The organism is Halogranum gelatinilyticum (genome assembly GCF_900103715.1).
GTDB classification, from domain to species: domain Archaea; phylum Halobacteriota; class Halobacteria; order Halobacteriales; family Haloferacaceae; genus Halogranum; species Halogranum gelatinilyticum.
In genome coordinates this window covers 356,953-375,722 of the sequence record NZ_FNHL01000002.1, presented here as the reverse complement: position 1 = coordinate 375,722, position 18,770 = coordinate 356,953, and the positions used below count along the sequence as shown (strand labels likewise).

Genomic DNA, 18,770 nt, shown 5'->3' with positions numbered 1-18,770 from the left:
GCAACCTATCACTATGGATTCGGTATGCATCTCCTTGCCGCCACATCAGCGGGCCTGTTTCGCACACCGCTTCCACCCTTCGACGACGGCGTCGAACGGGTCCTTCCCCACGCGACCCGGCGGCTCCGCGAGGGACCGGAGGGTGGTGTCTACGCTGCCACCGAGTCGGGAGTCTCCCACGCAACGGGCGAGAGCGACTGGACCGAGTGGACCGACTGCGACCTCGCTGCCGACGCTCGAGACGTGCTCCCGCTCGGCGACGCGCTCTACGTTGCCGGGTCGACAGCGACGCCGACGATCTTCCGCCGCGACGACGCGAGCGGCGAGTGGACCGAGCACCCTGTAGCCGACGTCTCGGACACCGACTCGTCGCCGACGGACTCCTCTCGCGACGGGGCGCGAATCAACGCGCTCGCTGGCCATCCCGACGCTCCCGACCGTCTCGTCGTCGGTCTCGAACGCGGCGGCGTCGCCGTCAGCGACGACCGCGGCGAGACCTGGCGTGACGTCTCGGGAGACCTCCGGGTCGACGACCCCGAAGCGCCAGAGCGGAGCGACGACGTCCACCGCCTCGTCAGCGTCGGCCCGGACCACTGGCTCGCGGCGACCGGCGGTGGGGTCTACCGGACCCGCGACGCTGGCGACCACTGGGCGCGACTGCACACCGGCGACCGGCCGTACGCCCGCTCGGTATTCGTCAACGACGGGCGACTCTACGCGAGTCTGAACCGGTCGTCGCCGGGGGAGCCGTCGGACGGCACCGACGCGGCGATCTACGTCGGCGACGTCGCGAGCGACGACCCCGGTGTCGCCGAGGTCGGCGAGCGGTTCGCAGTCTCCTTCGCTTCCGCCGGGCCGACCGTCCTCGCGGGCTGTGCCGACGGGACGATACTCTCCGGGCCGGGCTTCGACGCCGCGGGACAGCTACCGGTGAGCGACGCGACGGCGGAGGCGTCCGGCGTCGCCGACCTGTTGCTCCGGCTGTAGTCGGCCGATACTGTGGGTGATAAACCACCGACATATTTTTGACAGATCGCCGAGAGCGAGTCAACGATGCCCTCCACACCAGAGACAGACAGCCGTTCTGACGTCTCGATCCGCTCTCTCGCGTCGAATCGACTCGGAGGCCTCGGCCAGTGGCTCGGCCGACAGCTCGCAGCCGTCGGCCACGCCGCCGCCGGTGGCTGGCGACAGCTCCGGTGGCTCGCCGTCCGAATCGCATCGCTCCTCGCGGGCGGCCTACTCACGGTGCTCGGTGCGACCGGAACGGCCGCGACGAGCGACCGGGGTCGCCGACTGGCGAAGGCGTTCGGTGGATTCCTCTTCGGCCAGCGCGTCGAGGTGACGTTTCTCACCGTCCTGCTCGCACCTGTCCTCGCGCTCGCGACGGCGTGGTGGATCGGCACGGGAATCGGCTACCACGCCGTCGAGGCGTGGTTCGTCGGGACGTGGACCGGGACCGACCCGAACTGGCTGCTGTTCGTCGCTGGCGGCGTCCTCGTCGGCATCGGCGCGACGAGTGCCGCGTTCAACTCCGGGCTGGTGCCGACCGTCCTGCTCGTGGCGGCGCCCGTCTTCGGACTCGGGACGACGCGCTACGGGACGACGCCAGCCTACCACCACTACAACGAGGTCGTCTCACTGCCCTCGGCACTCGAGATCGGGGCGATACTCGGCGTCTCGTTCGGCGTCCCGCTCGGCGTTGCTGGCTTCCTCCTGGGCGTGAGTCTTCGACGAGTTCTCGGCGTGCTCACAGCGCGACACGAGTCGCTCGCGTTGTCGGAGTCGGCCTGAGAAAACAGCGAGAACCGAATCGAATCGAATCGACCCGCTCAGTCGTCCTTCTTGACGCCGGGATTCGTCACCGCGCCGTTGGACGCCGACCCGAACATCATGCCGTACTTCGCCAGCACGCCGGTCGTGTACTTCGGTTCCGCCGGTTCCCACTCGGCGCGGCGGGCTTCGAGTTCGTCTGCCGAGAGGTCGACCTCCAGCGTTCGGCTCGGAATGTCGACGGTGACCTCGTCGCCGTCTTCGAGCAGGGCGATGGGGCCGCCGTCGGCGGCTTCGGGCGCGACGTGGCCGACCATCGGTCCGCGAGTCGCCCCGGAGAAGCGGCCGTCGGTCAGCAGTGCCACGTCGTCCTCGTGGCCCTGACCGACGACAGCGGCGGTGACGCCGAGCATCTCGCGCATCCCGGGACCGCCGCGCGGCCCCTCGTTGCGGATGGCGATGACGTCGCCGGACTCGATGTGACCCTCCTGGACGTAGCGCATCGCCGCTTCCTCGTTCTCGAAGACGCGGACGGGACCGGTGTGGTGGAACGCGTCGTCGCCCGTCACCTTGAGCACCGCGCCGCCGGGTGCGAGGTTGCCGGTGAGAATCTTGATGGCTCCCTCTGACTGGTACGGTTCGTCGACGGTGTAGAGGAAGTCTTCGTCGATGTCCTCGTCGTCGGGCAGGTCGAGCTGGTCGAGTTCTTCGGCGACCGTGCGGCCGGTGACCGTCATCGCGTCGCCGTGGAACAGCCCCGCCTCGACGAGTCGGCGGACGACGACCGGGATGCCGCCGACCTCGTGGAGGTCGTTCATGACGCGCGTGCCGCCGGGCTGGAGGTTCGCGATCTTCGGCGTGCGCCGGGAGATCTCGTCGAACTCCTCGATGTCGAGGTCGATACCGGCCTCGGCGGCGAGCGCGAGCAGGTGGAGGACGGCGTTGGTCGAGCCGCCGATGGCGACCTGGAGGGCGATGGCGTTCTCGAAGGACTTCTTCGTGAGGATGTCGGAGGGACGGCGGTCGTTCTCGACGCAGTCCAGAGCGGCCTCGCCGGCGCGGCGGGCGACCTCGTAGCGCTCCTCGGACTCGGCGGGCGCGGAGGCGGAGCCGAGCGGCGCGAGACCGAGTGCCTCGCTGATGGAGGCCATCGTGTTGGCGGTGAACATCCCACCGCAGGAGCCGGCACCGGGGCAGGCGTGGCGTTCGAGGTCGTCGAGTTCCTCGGCGCTCATGTCGCCCTCGGCGTAGGTGCCGACGCCCTCGAAGACGTTCTGGACGGTCACTTCGCGGCCCTCGTGCTGGCCGGGCATGATGGAGCCACCGTAGAGGAAGACGCTCGGGAGGTCGGTGCGGATGGCGGCCATCATCATGCCGGGGAGGTTCTTGTCACAGCCGGCGACGGTGACGAGCGCGTCCATCCGCTCGCCGAAGGCGACGAGTTCGACGGAGTCGGCGATGACCTCTCGGGAGATGAGCGAGGCTTTCATCCCCTCGGTCCCCATCGAGATGGCGTCGGAGATGGTGATGGTACCGAACTCGATGGGCATCCCACCGCTCTCGTCGACGCCGTCGATGGCACCCTGTGCGACGTCGTCGAGGTGGACGTTACACGGGGTGATGTCGGCGGCCGGGTTGGCGACGCCGACCATCGGCGACGAGAGGTCCTCGTCGTCGAAGCCCATCGCGCGGAACATCGCACGGTGGGGGGCGCGTTCTGCACCCTCTGTGACTTCGGTGCTGCGGAGTCGCGGGTCCTTGCCGCCCGAGAAGGGGTCTCGCTCCTCGGACGTCTGCTGGTTGCTCATAGTCGGAAGTTGCTACGGAGCCTGATAAATGGACGCGACACGACAAGGATTGCTGTCGAACCGGTAGTGTACGCCTCACTCTCGTTGCCGCCGTCTCACTCTTCGCCGCCTCACTCCTCGCTCTCGTCTTCCTCGCGCCCCGCCAACCCCGCGAGATGGCTCGCCTCGTGGACGATGATCTCCTCGATGCCGAGCCGTGCAGCGTTCTCGCTGCCAGGCAGACAGAAGACCGGGACGCCGTCGGCGACGCCAGCGACGGCTCGCGTCCCGACGACCTTCGTGCCGATCTCGTCGTAGGAGAGCTGGCGGAACAGCTCGCCGAACCCGGGCAGTTCCTTCTCGAACAGCGGGTTGGCCGCCTCGACGGTCACGTCGTCGGGGGTGACGCCCGTACCGCCCGTGGTGACGACGACGTCGACGTCGCCGCGGCCGACGAGGTTGTGAATCTCCGCCTGCACCTTGTCGTAGTCGTCGGGGACGAGGTTGCGAACGACGACCTCGCCGCCAGCGGTCTCGGCAGCGGCCGCGATGGCGTCGCCCGCAGGGTCGTCGTCGAGCGAGCGCGAGGAGGAGACGGTGACGATACCGTAGCCGACGGTGTCGACGTCGTGGTGGTGGTGGTCGTGATGACCGTGGTCGTCCCCTTCATCGTCACCGTGGCCGTGGCCGCTGTGTTCGTGACTGTGGTCGTTCTCCTCGCCGTGGTCGTGATTGTGGCCATCGTGGTCGTGGTCAGTCATGGCCGTCGCTTCGGAAGGCGTGCGGAAAAACCTCTCCGGTGTTCACTTCCGCTCCGCTCTCTCGACAGACGTCGAAAGGCTGCAAGTCGTTCCACGAACATCAGGGTTTTACACCACCGGGTGGACCGGGACAGTACATGAAGGCAGTTCAGTTCTCGGAGCACGGCGACCGCGACGTTCTGACCTACGACGAGTTCGACGATCTCGAACCGGGCCGCGACGAGGTGCTCGTCGACGTCAAGGCGGGCGCGCTGAACCATCTCGACATCTGGACACGAAAGGGGCTGCCGGGTGTCGACCTGGAGATGCCACACATCCCCGGCAGCGACGCGGCGGGCGTCGTCGAAGCCGTCGGCGAGAACGTGACGCGCTTCGAAGAAGGCGACCATGTCGCCGTCAGCGCGGGCGTCGCTTGTGGGCAGTGTGAGTTCTGCCGTGACGGCGACGAGTCGCTCTGCGTCCGCTTCCACATCATCGGCGAACACGTCCGCGGCGTCCACGCCGAAGAAGCGGTCGTCCCCGAAGCCAACCTCGTCGAAGTGCCGAAACACGTCGACTGGGAGGTCGCCGGGTCGGCGTCGCTCGTCTTCCAGACCGCGTGGCGGATGCTCGTCGACCGCGCGGGCCTCGAAGCGGGCGAGAAGGTGCTCGTCCTCGGTGCGTCCGGCGGTGTCGGCCACGCGGCCGTCCAGATCGCCGACTACGCGGGCGCAGAGGTCTTCGCGACCGCCTCGACCGACGAGAAACTGGAGTACGCCCGCGAGTGCGGCGCGGACCACGTCATCAACTACGAGGACGAGGACTTCGCCGCCCAGGTCAAGGAGCTGACGGGGAAGCGTGGCGTCGACGTCGTCGTCGACCACATCGGCGAGGCGACGTACCAAGACTCCCTGAAGAGCCTCGCGAAGGGCGGCCGTGTCGTCACCTGCGGGGCGACGACGGGACCGAACCCCGACGCGGGTCTCAACCGCATCTTCTGGAACCAGCTGTCGGTCATCGGCTCGACGATGGCGACGCCCGGACAGGTCGACGACGTGCTCGAACTCGTCTGGGACGGCACCTTCGAGCCGCGCGTCCGCGAGACGCTGCCGATGAGCGAGGCCGAGCGCGCCCACGAGATGATCGAAAACCGTGAGGGCTTTGGCAAGGTGGTCGTAATCCCCGATAGTGAGCTCTGAGACCGACACGGACGCGGAGAGCGACGGGGGATACGTCCACCGCCCCGGCGAGGACGAGACCGTCGGCGACGACGGGGAGTCAGCGGGCAGCTTCGGCGGGCAAGGGTGGATACTCGTCGCCATCGTCGTCCTCTCGTTTCTCGTCGTGCCCGGTCTCATCTATGTCTTCCCGAGCATCCCGGCGTCGTTCGGCATCCCGTATCTCGCGGCGTTCCTCGCGCTGCCGATGATTCCGGCTCTCTTGCTCGGACTGACGGCCGTCTGGACGATGACGGCCGCGACGAACGGTCGCGACTGAGTCGACCGCGGAAGACGCCGGTAGGGTCTCCCTACCACCTGTTTTCGAGATTTAAGCGGTGCGTAGCCGGACGGCATGGGACACAAGTATATCCCCTGTCACAGCGTACCATAGTTGATGACCGAACAGTACGTCAACCACGGGCTTCCCCGTCCCGACCCCGAGCTCTCCCCCGAATCGGTGGTGCAACTCCAACTCGACGCGCTGCGTGTGAACGACGAACCGTACGCCGACAGCGGCATCGAGACGGCGTTCGTCTTCGCGTCGCCAGCCGTCCGCAGTGTCGTCGGGCCCTTCGAGCGCTTCGCGAGCGTGGTCCGCAGCGAGCGGTACGAACCGCTCATCGACTTCGACCGCGTTGGCACGACGCCCATCGAACGCTTCGGCGACGACGCGAGACAGGAGGTCACCGTCGTCGACGGCGACGGCCACGAGACGGTCTACGAGTTCCGTCTCTCCCGGCGGGTCACCGGGAAGCTCGCCGGCTGCTGGCTCACCGAGGCCGTCGTCGTGCTCGCGTGACGACGCTCCGTCCCTCCGCCTCGAACCTGCGTAGCCGCTGATTCTTTCTCTCCGCGTCTGACTCGCGCAACCGCTAATACGACAGCGCGTGCAGTGTTACCGATGAACGTCGACACCGAGACCCCCGAGGGCTACCCCGACGACGAACCCGGCGAGTCGGTCTTCGTCGAGACGAACGGTGTCCGGCTCCACACCGTCCAGGCCGGTCCCGAGGACGGCCCACTCGTCCTCTTACTCCACGGCTTCCCCGAGTTCTGGTACGGCTGGCACGACCAGCTGCGGCCGCTGGTGAACGCCGGCTACCGCGTCGTCGTCCCCGACCAGCGCGGCTACAACCTCAGCGACAAGCCCGACGGCGTCGACGCCTACCACATCGACGAACTCGCCCGCGACGTCGTCGGTCTCGTCGACGCGCTCGGCCGCGAGAAAGCCCACGTCGTCGGCCACGACTGGGGCGCGGCGGTCGCGTGGTGGGTCGCGCTCCACTACCCCGAGCGCGTCGAGAAACTCTGTGCGGTCAACGTCCCTCATCCGCACGTGTTCAGCCGGACCCTGCGGCGACGGTGGGACCAGAAGCTCAAGAGCTGGTACGTGCTGGCGTTTCAGGTCCCCGCAGTCCCCGAACTCCTCTCTCGCGTCCACAACTGGGGCCTGCTCGTCCGGACGATGCGCCGGACGAGCCTCCCCGGCACCTTCACCAGCGCCGACTTCGAGCGGTACCGCGAGGCGTGGAACCAGCCGGGGTCGTTCCGCGCGATGGTCAACTGGTACCGCGCCATCGTCCGCGACCGTCCCAGCCCGCGACGCACGCGGGTGACGGTCCCGACGCTCGTCTTCTGGGGAGCGCGCGACCAGTTCCTGAAGAAGTCGATGGCCAGAGAGAGCGTGAATCTCTGTGACGACGGTCGGCTCATGCTCTGTGAAGACGCAACTCACTGGGTCCACCACGAGGAACCGGTCCGCGTCGCCGACGCGCTCGTGGAGTTCTTCGCGGAGTAGCTCGAGAAAGTGCCTACTCGCCGAGCGTGACGCTCATCGTCGCCGAGTTCCGCAGGGCGTCCGACCGACCGTGGGTGCCGGGGGCGATGGCGAACGTCTTCATCCCGTAGGCGTTCGCGACCTCCAGGACGGGCTTGAAGTCGGTATCACGGGAGGCGATGGCGAAGGTCTCGGCGCGACCTTCGACGGCGACGCGGGTGGCGTCGACGGCGAGTTTGACGTCGACGTCGCCGCTGGTGACGACGACCTCGTAGCCGAAGGCTTCGGCCGCTTGGATCAGGCCGGGGGTCGCGTGCTCGTCGACGTAGAGGCGGATGGCGACGAGTCGACCGGCGTCCTTCGCTGCTTCACGGATGTCTTCGAGGTCGACGTCGAACTCGTCGCGGAGGATGTTCGGGCCGTCGACGAACAGTGCCACCCCTTCACGGTGGCCACGACTGTCGTCGACAGGGCCGTCCAACAGGTCCATACTCCTCGATGGACGGTGGGTGCCATTATCCCTGCTGATTTCTGCCGACAACTCGCACAAACGAAAAGAACGTTCATATAATACAGTTGACTTTTAATATTCATACATAAATACAAGAAACAAAGAAAAAATATAAATGAGAGTGCACCTCATGTGAGTTCGCAACATGACGCAAGATGGCACCCCGGACCTGAACCGTCGACGGTTTCTCCAAGCGACTGGCGCGGTCGGTCTCGCTGGCGCGTTGGGCGGCGTCGCGAGCGCGACACCCGGCCGGAGTCCCGGCCCGAAAGAAGACGAAATTCTCGTCGGCGTCGCACAGGGCGACGACAGCCCGGCCGACGTCGTAAAGAAGGCCGTCCCCGGCAAGGCGCGTATCGTCCACGAGAACAAGACGCTGAGCTACGTCGCGGTCAAGTTCCCCTCGCAGGCGGCCGACGTCGCCCGCGAGAACTTCATCGAGGCGGTCACGAAGAATGACCGCGTCAAGTACGCCGAGAAGAACGCGACGCTCTCGACGTCGCTCTCGCCGAACGACCCACGCTACGGCGACCAGTACGCCCCGCAGATGGTCAACGCCGACACCGCGTGGGACACGACGCTCGGCTCCTCGTCGGTCACTATCGCCGTCGTCGACACCGGCGTCCAGTACGACCACCCGGACCTCGCCGGAAGTTTCGGCTCGAACCCCGGCTACGACTTCGTCGACGACGACGGCGACCCCTATCCGGACGTCCTCGCCGACGAATACCACGGCACGCACGTCGCGGGCATCGCGGGCGGCGTGACGGACAACGGCACGGGAACCTCGGGCATCAGCAACTCCACGCTCATCAGCGGCCGCGCGCTCGACGAGAGCGGCCGCGGCTCGACAGCCGACATCGCCGACGCCGTCGAGTGGGCCGCAGACCAGGGTGCGGACGTCATCAACCTCTCGCTGGGTGGCGGCGGCTACACCAGCACGATGAAGAACGCCGTCTCGTACGCCACCAACAACGGCGCGCTCGTCGTCGCCGCCGCGGGCAACAATGGGACCAGTAGCGTCTCGTATCCGGCCGCCTACAGCGAGTGTCTCGCCGTCTCCTCGCTCGACCCCGACGGCTCGCTCGCCTCCTACTCGCAGTACGGTAGCTCGATCGAACTCGCCGCCCCCGGGTCGAACGTCCTCGCGACGCTGCCGACCGACGATTACGGGGAACTCTCGGGGACGTCGATGGCGACGCCCGTCGTCGCCGGCGTCGCCGGACTGACGCTCGCGCAGTGGGACGTCGACAACGTCACCCTCCGCGACCACCTGAAGAACACAGCCGTCGACATCGGCCTCTCCAGCAGCCAGCAGGGCAGCGGCCGCGTCGACGCGGCCAACGCCGTCGAGACCGACCCCGCCAACGGCGGCGGTGGCGACGGCGGCGACGGCGGCGACGACGGTGGAAGCGGTGGCTCGACGAGTGCCTCCGTCACGGACTCGCTCACCAACTCCGCCGACTCGAAGTGTTGGACTTACGCCTTCGAGTACTCGAACCCCTCGACGGTCGTCATCAGCCTCGACGGCCCCTCCTACGCTGACTTCGACCTCTACGCGAACGACGGCACGGGCACGTGTCCGTCGACGAGCAGCTACGACTACCGCTCGTGGACGACGACCAGCCAGGAGAGCATCACCATCGATAACCCCGACACGTCGGCGGATCTCAGCATCCTCGTCGACTCCTACTCGGGGAGCGGCAGTTACACGCTCGAGATCGTCGAGTACGAGTAACGACCGCTGCCACGGCGGCACCCACTGTCACTGTCACCGACCGCCGTGGACGCTGTTCTCTCTCGGGCTTCGCCCCGTCACCGTGCCGCGACCGACGGCAGCGACGGCTGTGCGTCGGCCGCCACAGAGCGGCAAAGACCCTTGCTCTCCCCGCCCGTCGTCACCGCCATGAGAGAGGGTTCACGCGTCGCCCGGCGCGACGTACTCGCATTCGGTGCTGCCGGCCTCGTCGGTCTCAGCGGTCTCAGCGGCTGTCTCGGCGGTGTCGGTGGCACTGGGTCCGGAGGCGACAGCGGGACCTCGACGACCGCCGACGGCGCGAACCGGTCGCTCGCAGACCACGAGGCGGCTGTCGGTCTCGACGCCCAGCCCTCACTCGGTCCTGACCCCTTCGAGGCGACGGCGACCATCGTCGCCTTCGAGGACCCGTCGTGTCCGACGTGTCGGCGCTTCGAGCAGAACGTCGTTCCGAGACTCCAGCCGGCCATCGAGAACGGAACGCTCTCGTTCGTCGCCCGGAGCTACCCCGTCATCTACCCGTGGGGCAAACCCGCCGTGCAGGCACTCGAAGCGACCTACGCCCGCGATGAAGACGCCTTCTGGGGGCTGTACCGCCACTACTTCGAGGAACAGGGGACGTTCTCGACGGCCAACGTCCTCGATTTGACGCGCACGTGGCTCTCGGCCAACACCGACCTCGACGCCGACGCCGTCGTCGCCGACGCCGAGGCGAAGCGGTACGACGACGCCGTCCAGAGCGACCTCGACGCTGGCGACGCGGCCGGTGCCAACGGCATCACTCCGTCGCTCTTTCTGTTCCGTGACGGCCAGTATCGGACGGTCGTCCGCGGGAGTGCTGCCAACTACGACGTGATCGCCGGGACACTGGAGCTATGAGCCTCGGCGTCGGTGCGGTAAAACTCCCAACGAGCCGCGACGACTGGCGACTCACGGCGCGAACCGCCCGGTTGGTGCTGACGATACCGACGTATGCAGTCGTCGCGCTCTTAACGGGAATCGTCGCCCTCTCCGTCTTCGTGCTGACGCAGAACCTGGCACTCGTCGGCGACGTCGTCCTCAACGGGACCATCCCGCTGGCGAACCGGCTCCGTGTCCTGTTCGGACAGTATCCGTTCCTCGGCGGCGCGTTCACCCCGACGACGGCGGTCGCCATCGTCGCTATCGCCGCACTCGTCGGTGTCGACATCGCGATGGTCGTCTACCACTTCCGCGAACACGGCGTCTCTCCCCGTGAGAGCAGCGGCAGTGCGGTCGGTGTCCTCCTCGGGACCCTCGGTGCGGGCTGTGCTGCCTGCGGGTCCGTGCTTCTCGCCGGACTGTTCTCGTTGGTCGGCGCGTCCGGTCTCCTGCTGCTGCTCCCGTTCGACGGGTTGGAGTTTACCTTCCTCGCGCTGTTTCCGCTCGTCCTCTCGATGTACTGGATCGCCGACGGGATGCGGGGTGGCGAGATCAACGGCTGTCCGGTCGACGTCGCCCGACGGTAGGGTCGCGCGTGCTGCGGTGCGTTGAAATAGCTTCGGCGAGACGTTCAACCGTGGAACAGAACGTCTCGTCAGCAGTCACTATCGACGACTTCCTCGCGACTGTGTCGGCGAGCGTCGGTGACGACCTCTTAATCGAGGGACCGGCGATGAGTGGCAAGCATCTGCTGGCGTACCGCGCGCTGGCACAGGCAGCGAGCGACTCGCGTCCGATCTGCGTGACGACGACGGACACCTCGAAACGAGTGCGCGAGGCGTTCGAGTCGGCAGGTGGTGACAGCGACCGACTGCTCGTCGTCGACGCGGTCTCGCGGCAGTCCGGAGTGGCGACCCGCGAGGACAGCCGCACGCGGTACGCGTCGTCGCCCGCAGACCTGACCGGTATCGGAATGGCACTCACGGGACTCCTCGAACAGACGTCGGAGCAGCCGGTCGTTCTCGTCGACAACATCTCGTCGCTACTGCTCTACAGCGAGCTTGACACGGTCTTTCGGTTTCTTCACCTGCTGACCGGCCGGGTCGAGGCAGCCGAGGGCCGTACGATTCAGCTGCTGAACACAGACTCGCACTCGTCGCAAGACCGCGCCTCCATCACCCAACTGTTCGAACTACTCGTCGACCTTCGACTCGACGACGACAGCCGCTCGGTTCGGCTCCGAGGTGGCGACGGGGTACAGACCGACTGGCAGCCGCTGGACTTCGAGACGGAGGGTGGCCGATGAGGGCCCTCTACGACCACCTCGTCGACCACCGTCGGACGCTCGCGGTTCACAACCCCGACCGGTCGGTCGACCTGGAGCCGATCCGGTCGCTCCTGTCGGCACACGGAATCCAACTCTCGGTCGTCGAGACTGCGGCCGCGACACCGCCGGGGTTCTGTGTCCTCTACGACGACGAGGGCGTCCTGGCGACGACGACACTGGCCGAACTCGACCAGTACACGGAGCTGGAGGCGTCGCTCGCAGGCGACACGGTCCCTTCGGTTCTCTCGGCCGTCGACCCCGAGACGACCATCCTCTTCGAAGAATCGATTCCAAAGTTGGCCTCCATCTCGCGGGAGCTGGAGGCGATCGCCTGGCGGGACGGTGGCGGTCGGCTCGTCGTCGGCTTCCAGGAGCTGTCGACGTTCCGCAAGCAGTCGCGGACGCAGGAAGTCTACGACGAACTCGTCCGTGCTGGACTCGACGTGACGGTCTGTGGCTACCCCGACGTCACGGTGGACGACTCGCTGGTGTCGATCTACGAGGACCACGAGAAGCAGTTCGCCGACTACTGGTTCGTCCTGTTCGACGGGAGCGAGCGAAAGGGCGCGCTCATCGCCCGAGAGACCGAACCGGACACCTTCACCGGTCTGTGGACGAGAAACGGCCCGGTCGTCGAGGAACTGTTTGCGATGCTGGAGTCGAGATATCCGGAGCTTCTCGAGGACTGAACTCGGGACGCGGCCGTGAGAGAGCAGCGAGGCGAGGACGGACAGACGACAGCGAAGGGGATTCGAAGCCGCGAGCGTGGCTGCCGTGCTATCGCGGCGACGCTCGCGGGGGCTCGTCAGCGCATACGGGCGGTGGCCGCGTCTTCCGTGAAGAACGTTCGCTCGCGCTCGGCGTGTCGCGTGTCGAAAAAATCCGGGTCAGTGCAGAGGAACTACTTCTCGTGGACTTCCAGCACCTTGCCAGCGGCGATGGTCTGGCCCATGTCGCGGATCGCGAACGAGCCGAGTTCGGGAATCTCCGACGAGGGTTCGATGCTCAGCGGCTTCTGTGGGCGGAGGGTGACGATGGCGGCGTCACCGGCCTTGATGAAGTCCGGGTTCTCCTCGGCGACTTCGCCCGACTTGGGGTCGAGCTTCTTGTCGATTGACTCGAAGGTGCAGGCGACCTGGGCGGTGTGGGCGTGGATGACCGGCGTGTAGCCCGCGGTGATGACCGAGGGATGTTGCATGACGACGATCTGCGCCTGGAAGGTCTCGGCGACCTTCGGCGGGTTGTCGGCGGCACCACAGACGTCGCCGCGGCGGATGTCGTCCTTGCCGACGCCGCGGACGTTGAAGCCGACGTTGTCGCCGGGACCGGCCTCCGCGACCTCCTCGTGGTGCATCTCGATGGTCTTGACCTCGCCGCCGGAGCCGGAGGGGTTGAACACGACGTTCATACCCGTCTTGAGCATCCCCGTCTCGACGCGGCCGACCGGGACCGTCCCGATGCCGGAGATGGTGTAGACGTCCTGAATCGGCACGCGCAGCGGCGCGTCCGTCGGCGGCGACATCTCCGGGAGATTGTTGAGTGCCTCGAGCACGGTCGGGCCCTTGAACCACGGCATGTTGTCCGAGGATTCGGCGATGTTGTCGCCCTCGAACGCCGAGATCGGGATGAAGCGGGCGTCGTCCGAGTCGAACCGGACCTGCTTCAGGAGCTGTTGGACCTCCTCTTTGACCTCCTCGTAGGTGTCCTCGGAGTAGTCGACGACGTCCATCTTGTTGACCGCGATGATGAGCGTCTCGATGCCGAGCGTCCGCGAGAGGAACACGTGTTCGCGCGTCTGCGGGGCGACCCCGTCGTCGGCGGCGACGACGAGGATGGCGTGGTCGGCCTGGCTCGCGCCCGTAATCATGTTCTTCACGAAGTCGCGGTGACCGGGTGTGTCCACGATGGTGAAGTAGTATTTGTCCGTGTCGAAGCGTTGGTGGGCGATGTCGATGGTGACACCGCGCTCGCGCTCCTCGGCGAGGTTGTCCATGACGTAGGCGAACTCGAAGCCGCCTTTGCCCTTCTCCTCGGCCTCCTGTCGGTGCTGTTCGATGACGTGCTCGGGGACGCTACCCGTCTCGAAGAGGAGCCGTCCGACGAGCGTGGACTTCCCGTGGTCGACGTGGCCGATAATTGCCAGATTCTGGTGTGGTTTGTCTGCCATGAGTATCACGACGCTGGTGCGCCTATCAGAAACGATACGTCGCGGGAGGACAAAACGGTTCGCTCGCCAACAGGTAGCACGGTTCGTGACAACGGCGCACTGGGTCGTCGACAGCCGATAGTCCGGAGAAGTGAGAGATTCGCGTCGGAATCAGAACTGCCGCATCGCCTGCGTCATCTCGACGAACGTCGCGGTGCGGCGGCGGGCGGCGGTTGCGTCGAAGTCGGCACGTGGCTCAGAAGAGTTTGCTACAATCATAGTAAATACTTCGGTCCGGGGCATATTAAAGATACGTGTGAGAACAGGTCTCGCGGATGAATCTCTCCAGCCCGACGTATGCGCGTTCGTGTTTGTAGAGCGCAAGAATTGGCACGAACACGCCACAGACTCATGTTTGTTCAGTGAGGAATATGCACATATCTGTATATCCGCGTCGTTGCAGTCGGCCGAGATACCAAAGCATTACTTCCCCCGACCCAAGGTCAGAACATGGCCCTTCGGAAGCCGCCGTTGCGAGCAGTACACGACGGTCGCGGGGCGACGTTCACCGAGTTCGGTGGGTGGGATATGCCGGTGGAGTTCGACTCCATCAAGACTGAACACGCCGCGGTCCGCGATACCGCGGGCATCTTCGACGTCTCGCACATGAGCGAGATTCGGGTGTCCGGGCCGGACGCGACCGCGCTGATGCAGCGGCTCACCTCGAACGACGTGACGCGACTCGACCCTGGCGACTCACAGTATTCGACCATCACGGACGCCGAGGGGACCATCCTCGACGACACGGTCGTCTACCGGCTGCCGCTCGACGACGAGCACGCAGCCGACGACGACCCGACCTACCTCTTCATCCCGAACGCCGGCCACGACGCCGAGATGTACGACCGGTGGACGAGTTACCGCGACGAGTGGGAACTCGACGCCGACGTCGCGAACGTCACCGACGAGTGGGCGATGTTTGCGGTGCAAGGCCCGGACGCCCCGGATCTCGTCGGCGACGCTGTCGGTGATGCCAGCGACGACGTGCTCGCGCTCTCGAAGTTCCAGGCCACCTGGGCCGACATCGAGGGGGCGCGCTGTCTCGTCGCCCGCACCGGTTACACCGGCGAGGACGGCTTCGAGATCCTCTGTCCGTGGGACGCCGCCGAGGACGTGTGGAGCGCGTTCGACTGCCAGCCCTGTGGGCTGGGCGCGCGCGACACGCTCCGTATCGAGATGGGTTACCTGCTCTCGGGACAGGACTTCGACCCCGAGGCGGAGCCCCGGAACCCCTACGAGGCGGGCATCGCGTTCACCGTCAAACTCGACACCGAGTTCGTCGGCCGCGACGCGCTGGCCGAAGTCAAGGAGAACGGCGTCGAGGAGACCTTCGTCGGCATCACACTGGCCGAACGCGGTATCGCCCGCCACGGCTACGACCTGACGAACGCAGACGGTGACGTGGTCGGCCACGTCACGAGCGGGACGATGAGTCCCACGCTGGGAGAGCCGATCGCGCTCGGCTATCTCCCAGTCGAGTACGCAGAGCCCGGAACCGACGTGAACGTCGTCGTCCGCGGCCGAGAAAAGCGCGCGAACGTAACCGAAACCCCCTTTCTGAACCAATGAGCTTCGACGTACCTGACGACCTCCGGTATCTGGAATCGCACGAGTGGACGAGCACCGACGACACGGTCAAGATCGGCATCACCGACTTCGCCCAGGACGAACTGGGTGACGTCGTCTTCGTCGAACTGCCCGGCGAGGGCGACGAGGTGACGAAGGACGAGGAGTTCGGCGTCGTCGAGTCCATCAAGGCCGTCTCTGACCTCTACTCGCCGGTCTCCGGCGAGGTCGTCGGCGTCAACGAGACGCTGTTCGACCAGCCGGAACTCGTCAACGAGGACCCCTTCGGCGAGGGCTGGATGCTCGAAGTCGAGCCGAGTGACCGCGGAGAGTTCGACGACCTGCTCTCTCCCGAGGAGTACCGCGACCAGATCGAATGACGCGCCACGAACGGGGCAGCCCGTACGCGCCCCACACATCCGAGGAGACGGCCGCCATGCTCGACGCTATCGGCGTCGACAGCGAGGAAGCGCTGTTCGACATCCCCGACGACGTCGCGTTCACCGGCGAGTTCGGTATCGAATCGCGCGGCGAGCGCGAACTCTGCGGCGAACTGTCGCGGCTGTTCGCGAAGAACGACGACCTGACGGAGTTCCTCGGCCGCGGCCACTACAGTCACTACGTCCCGTCCATCGTCGACCATCTGTCGTTGCGATCCGAATTCCTCACGAGCTACACGCAGTACCAGCCCGAGATCACCCAGGGCTTCCTGCAGGTGCTCTTTGAGTACCAGTCGATGCTGGTCGAACTCACTGGCTTACCCATTGCTAACTGTTCGATGTACGACGCGGCGACGGGGCTCGCCGAGGCGGCACGCCTCGCCAACCGTGTCCGGCGGACCTCGGGGTCGACCGTCCTCGTGCCCGAGTATCTCCGCGCGGGCAAGCGCGGCGTCTTGGAGAACTACGTCGACGGGACGGACCTGGCGGTCGAGAGCTACCCGATGGCTGACGGCAACGTCGACCTTGAGGCTCTCACGGACCTCGTCGGCGACGACACCGTGTTCGTCTACGCCGAGAACCCGACGGTTCGGGGGACCATCGAGGAAGGGCTGAAAGAGATCGGCGAGCTCGCCCACGACAACGACGCGCTGTTCTGTCTCGGCTCGGACGTCGTCGCCCTCTCGCTCCTGCAGGAACCCGCGAGCGTCGGTGCCGACGTCGTCGTCGGCGAGGCCGGCGCGCTCGGGATGCCCGCGAGCTACGGGATGGGGCTCGGTCTCTTCGCGACGAAAGAGGAGTTCCTCCGGCAGGTGCCGGGGCGGCTCGTCGGCGTCAGCGAGGACATGAGCGACCGCCGCGCCTACACGCTCACGCTCCAGACGCGCGAACAGCACATCCGCAAGGAGCGCGCGACGAGTAACATCTGTACGAACCAGGCGTGGGTCGCGCTGCGCGCCGCCATCCACGCGGCGTCGCTCGGCCCCAACGGACTGGTCGACCTCGCCGAGGACTGCGTCCGCGACGCGCAGACACTCGCCGCCCGCCTCGACGAGGTGTCGGGCGTGCAGGCACCGGTCCACGACCGACACCACTTCCGCGAGTTCGTCGCCCACACTGACCAGCCCGCGGCGGCCGTCGCCGAAGATCTGGAGGCGGAGGGCTTCGCCGTCCACGTCGTCGGCGAACACGAGATTCAGCTGTGTGTCACGGAGGTCAACAGAGACCGCATCGACACGCTCGTCGCGGCGATGGAGGAGGTGGCCTGAATGTACGACCAAGCACGATTCACCCAGAACGGGGAGTACGAACCGCTCCTCTCGGAGAAGGACAGCACAGCGGTCGATGTCGGCGGCGACGACTCGCCGCTCCCCGACGATCTGACCCGCGACTCGGTCGAACTGCCGGAACTCTCGGAGCCGGAGCTCGCACGCCACTACACGCGGCTCTCGCAGATGAACTACGGCGTCGAGACGGGACCGTATCCCCTCGGAAGCTGTACGATGAAGTACAATCCGAAGTTCACCGAGGACGTCGCCGCGGACCCGAACGCCGCCGTCCACCCCGACCGCTCGGAGCGGTCGACGCAGGGCACGTTGAAGATGCTCTACAACCTGCAGGACTATCTCGGTCGCATCGGTGGGATGGACGCGGTGACGCTCCAGCCCCCCGCGGGCGCGGCCGGTGAGTTCACGGGCATCCTCGTCGCGAAGGCCTACCACGAGGCCAACGGTAACGACCGTAGCGAGGTGGTCATCCCGGCCAGTGCCCACGGCACCAACTTCGCCACCGCGGCGATGGCCGGCTACGACGTGGTCGAACTCCCTTCGGGTGAGGACGGCCGCGTCGACCTCGACGCGCTCGAAGCCGCCGTCAGCGAGGACACTGCCGCGCTCATGCTGACCAATCCGAACACGGTCGGCCTGTTCGAGCGCGACATCACCGAGATCGCCGAGATGGTCCACGACGTCGGCGGGCTGCTCTACTACGACGGCGCGAACCTCAACGCGCTCTTGGGCCGTGCCCGCCCCGGCGACATGGGCTTCGACATCATGCACTACAACGTCCACAAGACGTTCGCCACCCCGCACGGCGGCGGTGGTCCCGGTGCCGGCCCGGTCGGTGTCGTCGACGAACTCGCCGAGTTCCTGCCGAGTCCGCAGGTCCGGCGAAACGACGGCGGGTTCGAGCTGTTCGACCCCGAGCGTTCGATTGGAAAGGTCCACGGCTTCTACGGCAACTGGCTCGTGCTCGTGAAGGCCTACGCGTACATCGCCCGCCTCGGTGACGAAGGCCTCGCCGACGCCAGCGCGAAGGCCGTCCTCAACGCCAACTACCTCGGCTCGCAGATCGAGTACGACATTCCCTACGGTCCGTACCACCACGAGTTCGCCGCCACGGCAGGTGACCAGGACGCCGCCGACGTCGCGAAGCGGATGCTAGACTACGGCGTCCACCCGCCGACGACGAAGTGGCCCGAGATGGTTCCCGAGGCGATGCTCACCGAGCCAACCGAAGTCGAGAACCGCGAGACGCTCGACGACCTGGCCGCGGCGTTCAACGCCGCCCACGGCGAGGACGACGACACCCTCGCGAACGCGCCGAACAAGACGGCCGCGCGTCGCATCGACCAAGTGGGTGCCGCGCGCAACCCACGGCTCTCGTGGCACGCGCTCGACGACGACTGACTCGTAGACGACTCTCTCCGTTTTCTCGTCCGTTTGCTCCTCGAGCGACAGGTTTCACTGTAATCGTCGGCTCCCGCATA

The 18,770-nt window shown here is 66.5% G+C and carries 19 protein-coding genes; 15 read left to right on the top strand and 4 right to left on the bottom strand.

Annotated elements, in window-relative coordinates; translation table 11 throughout:
- The first annotated feature begins 24 nt into the window (after positions 1-24).
- Together BLR57_RS08465 and BLR57_RS08460 are read left to right on the top strand one after the other, a co-directional pair.
- On the top strand, positions 25-987 hold the full coding sequence (locus BLR57_RS08465; RefSeq protein ID WP_089696662.1) for a WD40/YVTN/BNR-like repeat-containing protein: 963 nt from the start codon (positions 25-27) through the stop codon (positions 985-987).
- Between the two features lie 66 nt (positions 988-1,053).
- A complete protein-coding gene (locus BLR57_RS08460; RefSeq protein WP_089696659.1) occupies positions 1,054-1,794 on the top strand; it encodes a DUF8071 domain-containing protein in 741 nt (246 codons plus the stop codon).
- A 38-nt stretch (positions 1,795-1,832) separates the two neighbouring features.
- Here BLR57_RS08460 and ilvD read toward each other — a convergent pair whose 3' ends face one another.
- Both ilvD and BLR57_RS08450 read right to left on the bottom strand, forming a co-directional pair.
- Entirely contained in the window at positions 1,833-3,581 is a 1,749-nt protein-coding gene (ilvD, locus tag BLR57_RS08455; protein WP_089696656.1) for a dihydroxy-acid dehydratase, read from the bottom strand.
- A 110-nt stretch (positions 3,582-3,691) separates the two neighbouring features.
- Positions 3,692-4,321, bottom strand: coding sequence for a MogA/MoaB family molybdenum cofactor biosynthesis protein (locus BLR57_RS08450; protein ID WP_089696653.1), 630 nt, complete (start codon positions 4,319-4,321; stop codon positions 3,692-3,694).
- A 137-nt stretch (positions 4,322-4,458) separates the two neighbouring features.
- Here BLR57_RS08450 and BLR57_RS08445 point away from each other — a divergent pair, with 137 nt between their 5' ends.
- The 4 genes from BLR57_RS08445 (at position 4,459) to BLR57_RS08430 (ending at position 7,318) form a co-directional block, all read left to right on the top strand.
- Complete coding sequence (locus tag BLR57_RS08445; protein WP_089696650.1) at positions 4,459-5,499, top strand: zinc-binding dehydrogenase; 1,041 nt, start codon at positions 4,459-4,461, stop codon at positions 5,497-5,499.
- Entirely contained in the window at positions 5,489-5,797 is a 309-nt protein-coding gene (locus BLR57_RS08440; RefSeq protein ID WP_089696647.1) for a DUF7977 family protein, read from the top strand. Before BLR57_RS08445 ends, BLR57_RS08440 begins: the two co-directional genes overlap by 11 nt.
- Before the next feature lie 117 nt (positions 5,798-5,914).
- A complete protein-coding gene (locus tag BLR57_RS08435; RefSeq protein ID WP_089696644.1) occupies positions 5,915-6,319 on the top strand; it encodes a DUF4864 domain-containing protein in 405 nt (134 codons plus the stop codon).
- A gap of 102 nt (positions 6,320-6,421) precedes the next feature.
- Entirely contained in the window at positions 6,422-7,318 is an 897-nt protein-coding gene (locus BLR57_RS08430) for an alpha/beta fold hydrolase (RefSeq protein WP_089696641.1), read from the top strand.
- Between the two features lie 13 nt (positions 7,319-7,331).
- Here BLR57_RS08430 and BLR57_RS08425 read toward each other — a convergent pair whose 3' ends face one another.
- Positions 7,332-7,787 carry an NYN domain-containing protein gene (locus BLR57_RS08425; RefSeq protein ID WP_089696639.1) on the bottom strand — a complete coding sequence of 152 codons (456 nt, stop codon included), beginning with the start codon at positions 7,785-7,787 and terminating at the stop codon, positions 7,332-7,334.
- 166 nt (positions 7,788-7,953) lie between these two features.
- Between BLR57_RS08425 and BLR57_RS08420 the strand changes: the two genes are divergently transcribed.
- The 5 genes from BLR57_RS08420 (at position 7,954) to BLR57_RS08400 (ending at position 12,480) form a co-directional block, all read left to right on the top strand.
- Entirely contained in the window at positions 7,954-9,546 is a 1,593-nt protein-coding gene (locus tag BLR57_RS08420; RefSeq protein WP_089696635.1) for a S8 family serine peptidase, read from the top strand.
- 168 nt (positions 9,547-9,714) lie between these two features.
- On the top strand, positions 9,715-10,443 hold the full coding sequence (locus BLR57_RS08415; RefSeq protein WP_089696630.1) for a DsbA family protein: 729 nt from the start codon (positions 9,715-9,717) through the stop codon (positions 10,441-10,443).
- A complete protein-coding gene (locus BLR57_RS08410; protein ID WP_089696627.1) occupies positions 10,440-11,051 on the top strand; it encodes a hypothetical protein in 612 nt (203 codons plus the stop codon). Before BLR57_RS08415 ends, BLR57_RS08410 begins: the two co-directional genes overlap by 4 nt.
- 50 nt (positions 11,052-11,101) lie before the next feature.
- The gene (locus tag BLR57_RS08405; protein ID WP_089696624.1) at positions 11,102-11,770 is read left to right on the top strand and encodes a DUF7504 family protein; all 669 of its coding nucleotides are present in this window, start codon (positions 11,102-11,104) and stop codon (positions 11,768-11,770) included.
- The gene (locus BLR57_RS08400; RefSeq protein ID WP_089696621.1) at positions 11,767-12,480 is read left to right on the top strand and encodes a DICT sensory domain-containing protein; all 714 of its coding nucleotides are present in this window, start codon (positions 11,767-11,769) and stop codon (positions 12,478-12,480) included. Before BLR57_RS08405 ends, BLR57_RS08400 begins: the two co-directional genes overlap by 4 nt.
- Positions 12,481-12,692: 212 nt before the next feature.
- On the opposite strand, the gene tuf is transcribed toward BLR57_RS08400, so the two are convergent.
- A complete protein-coding gene (gene tuf, locus BLR57_RS08395) occupies positions 12,693-13,958 on the bottom strand; it encodes a translation elongation factor EF-1 subunit alpha (RefSeq protein WP_089696618.1) in 1,266 nt (421 codons plus the stop codon).
- 489 nt (positions 13,959-14,447) lie between these two features.
- On the opposite strand from tuf, the gene gcvT reads away from it, so the two are divergent.
- The 4 genes from gcvT to gcvPB are packed head-to-tail and all read left to right on the top strand — an operon-like array spanning position 14,448 to position 18,690.
- Positions 14,448-15,566: a glycine cleavage system aminomethyltransferase GcvT gene (gcvT, locus tag BLR57_RS08390; protein ID WP_089696614.1), complete on the top strand. Its 1,119-nt coding sequence runs from the start codon at positions 14,448-14,450 to the stop codon at positions 15,564-15,566.
- Complete coding sequence (gene gcvH, locus BLR57_RS08385) at positions 15,563-15,943, top strand: glycine cleavage system protein GcvH (protein WP_089696611.1); 381 nt, start codon at positions 15,563-15,565, stop codon at positions 15,941-15,943. The genes gcvT and gcvH overlap by 4 nt, the downstream gene beginning before the upstream one ends.
- Complete coding sequence (gene gcvPA, locus BLR57_RS08380) at positions 15,940-17,271, top strand: aminomethyl-transferring glycine dehydrogenase subunit GcvPA (protein ID WP_089696606.1); 1,332 nt, start codon at positions 15,940-15,942, stop codon at positions 17,269-17,271. The genes gcvH and gcvPA overlap by 4 nt, the downstream gene beginning before the upstream one ends.
- A complete protein-coding gene (gcvPB, locus tag BLR57_RS08375; protein WP_089696605.1) occupies positions 17,272-18,690 on the top strand; it encodes an aminomethyl-transferring glycine dehydrogenase subunit GcvPB in 1,419 nt (472 codons plus the stop codon).
- Positions 18,691-18,770: the final 80 nt, after the last annotated feature.